Origin of the sequence: Prevotella sp. HCN-7019 (genome assembly GCF_037890215.1) — a bacterium.
Taxonomy (GTDB): domain Bacteria; phylum Bacteroidota; class Bacteroidia; order Bacteroidales; family Bacteroidaceae; genus Prevotella.
This window is the reverse complement of the sequence record NZ_JBBKBO010000024.1, coordinates 1-3,148: the sequence shown is the minus strand read 5'-3', so window position 1 is coordinate 3,148 and position 3,148 is coordinate 1. Positions and strand designations below refer to the sequence as shown.

2 rRNA genes are annotated in these 3,148 nt (G+C 53.9%); both read right to left on the bottom strand.

Features of this window, described 5'->3' with window-relative positions:
- Positions 1-24: 24 nt before the first annotated feature.
- Positions 25-137, bottom strand: a 5S ribosomal RNA gene (gene rrf / locus WKT13_RS13280).
- Positions 138-230: 93 nt separating this feature from the next.
- Positions 231-3,125, bottom strand: a 23S ribosomal RNA gene (locus WKT13_RS13275).
- Between the last annotated feature and the right edge of the window lie 23 nt (positions 3,126-3,148).

Here is a 3,148-nt window from a genome sequence, read left to right as displayed (position 1 = left end):
TCCTTGGAACGTCCCTCATCTAAAAGAAGGCGGCTACCTACTCTCCCGCATTGCATTGCAGTACCATCGGCGATGACGGGCTTAACTTCTCTGTTCGGGATGGGAAGAGGTGGAACACCGTCGCTATCACCACCAAAAATTTCTTTTCATATCCTGACCGCTCGTCAGGAAGAGTATAAGGTTGACATCTTCATACAAGCAAAACCCACACTTCTGAAACTATGAACACTCACGGAAAGTTTCGGGCAATTAGTAGTGCTCGGCTTTGACGTCACCGTCTTTACACCTGCACCCTATCAACGTCATCGTCTATGACGACCCTCAAAGGAGTTCTCATCTTGCGGAGGGCTTCGCACTTAGATGCTTTCAGCGCTTATCCCGACCAGACACGGATACCCGGCGGTGCCCCTGGCGGAACAACCGGTAAACCGGAGGTCTGTCCATCACGGTCCTCTCGTACTAGTGACGGAGCCGCTCAAAACTCCTACGCCCACGATAGATAGAGACCGAACTGTCTCACGACGTTCTGAACCCAGCTCGCGTGCCACTTTAATGGGCGAACAGCCCAACCCTTGGGACCTTCTCCAGCCCCAGGATGTGACGAGCCGACATCGAGGTGCCAAACCACCCCGTCGATATGAGCTCTTGGGGGGGATCAGCCTGTTATCCCCGGAGTACCTTTTATCCTTTGAGCGACGGAGTTTCCATACACATCCGCCGGATCACTATGCCCCAGTTTCCTGCCTGCTCGGCATGTCTGCCTCCCAGTCAAGCGCCCTTATGCCATTGCACTCTATTTAGGCCGCTTACCAAACGGCCCGAGGGCACCTTTGGAAGCCTCCGTTACGCTTTTGGAGGCGACCACCCCAGTCAAACTGCCCACCAAGCAGTGTCCGCGCAACTGCGCGTTAGACCTCAGACAGCCGAAGGGCCGTATTTCAAGGATGGCTCCACCAGAGCTGGCGCCCCGGCTTCATAGCCTCCGGCCTATCCTGCACATCGGATGACCAAGGTCAGTGCTAAGCTGCAGTAAAGGTTCACGGGGTCTTTTCGTCCCATCGCGGGTAATCGGCATCTTCACCGATACTACAATTTCACTGAGATCATGGTCGAGACAGCGTCCGGATCATTACACCATTCGTGCAGGTCGGAACTTACCCGACAAGGAATTTCGCTACCTTAGGACCGTTATAGTTACGGCCGCCGTTTACCGGGGCTTCAATTCAAAGCTTCTCTTGCGATGACTTCTCCTCTTAACCTTCCGGCACCGGGCAGGTGTCAGGCTGTATACTTCATCTTTCGAGTTTGCACAGCCCTGTGTTTTTGTTAAACAGTTGCCTGGACCTATTCTCTGCGCCTCACTTATGTGAGGACCCCTTATCCCGAAGTTACGGGGTCAGTTTGCCTAGTTCCTTAACCATGAATCTCTCAACGCCTCAGTATATTCTACACGACCACGTGTGTCCGTTTGCGGTACGGGTGCCGCAACAGTTGCTTAGCGGTTTTTCTCGGGAGTATGATTACCCGCGCTATTGCCCGCCTCCGAGGAGGAAGGCATACTTTCAGGTTCGGCTCGGAATACGGATTTGCCTATATTCCTCAACACCTACACCCTTTAACGGACCATTCCGTCGGTCCGCGGCGGTTCCACGCCTCCGTCACCACATCGCCTGCTGCGGCAGTTACGGAATGTTGACCGTATCTGCCATCGCTCTCGCCGTTCGGCTTAAACTTAGGACCCGACTGACCCCGGGCTGATTGACATTGCCCGGGAAACCTCGGTCTTGCGGCGGGGGAAAATCTCATTCCCCTTATCGTTACTTATACCTACATTTGCTTTTCCATACGCTCCAGCATGAGTTACCTCATACATTCTGCGCATATGGAATGCTCCCCTACCGATACTTTTATTATTTGCTATCCCGCGCCTTCGGCATCTGCCTTATACCCGATTATTATCCACGCAAGGACCCTCGACCAGTGAGCTGTTACGCACTCTTTGAATGAATGGCTGCTTCCAAGCCAACATCCTGGCTGTCTTTGGGACCTCACTTCGTTAGACTAACTCAGGCAGAATTCCGGGGCCTTAGACGGCGGTCTGGATTCTTCTCCTCTCGGGGACGGACCTTAGCACCCGCCCCCTTACTGCACGGCTGCGACTCATGAGCATTCGGAGTTCGTCAGGACTTGGCAGGCGGTGAAACCCCCTCATCCTATCGGTCGCTCTACCTCTCATGACTAACACCGCACGCTGCACCTAAATGCATTTCGGGGAGTACGAGCTATCTCCAAGTTTGATTGGCCTTTCACTCCTACACTCGGCTCATCCGGAAGCTTTTCAACGCTTATCGGTGCGGACCTCCATCCCGTGTTACCGGGACTTCATCCTGGCCAAGTGTAGATCACTTGGTTTCGCGTCTGCCTCCGCCGACTCAACGCCCTGTTCAGGCTCGCTTTCACTGCGGATACGGATGTCTTCATCCTTAACCTCGCCGGCGACGGCAACTCGTAGGTTCATTATGCAAAAGGCACGCCGTCACATGTAATACATGCTCCGACCGCTTGTAGGCGCAGGGGTTCAGGAGCTATTTCACTCCCCTGCTCGGGGTTCTTTTCACCTTTCCCTCACGGTACTGGTACACTATCGGTCTCACGGGAGTATTTAGCCTTGCCGGATGGGCCCGGCGGATTCGCGCAGGATTACTCGTGTCCCGCGTTACTCAGGATTACGCTGATATTATAAATGTCTACGCATACAGGACTGTCACCTTCTGCGGTCCGACTTTCCAGACGGTTCCGCTCGACTTTACAATATCGTTATGCGGTCCTACAACCCCGCTCCTGCCTTGCGACAGCAACGGTTTGGGCTCTTCCCCGGTCGCTCGCCACTACTGGGGGAATCATTAGTTTATTTTCTCTTCCTCCGGGTACTAAGATGTTTCAGTTCCCCGGGTTCGCCTCACATTTTAAATGTGATGTCCGTCGTTCGAACGGACGGGTTGTCCCATTCGGAAATCCGCGGGTCAAAGGTTATTTGCACCTAACCGCGGCTTATCGCAGCTTATCACGTCCTTCATCGCCTCCGTGAGCCAAGGCATCCGCCCTGCGCCCTTTCTTACTTTCTCGTCGATTATCACTGCCTAAGCAG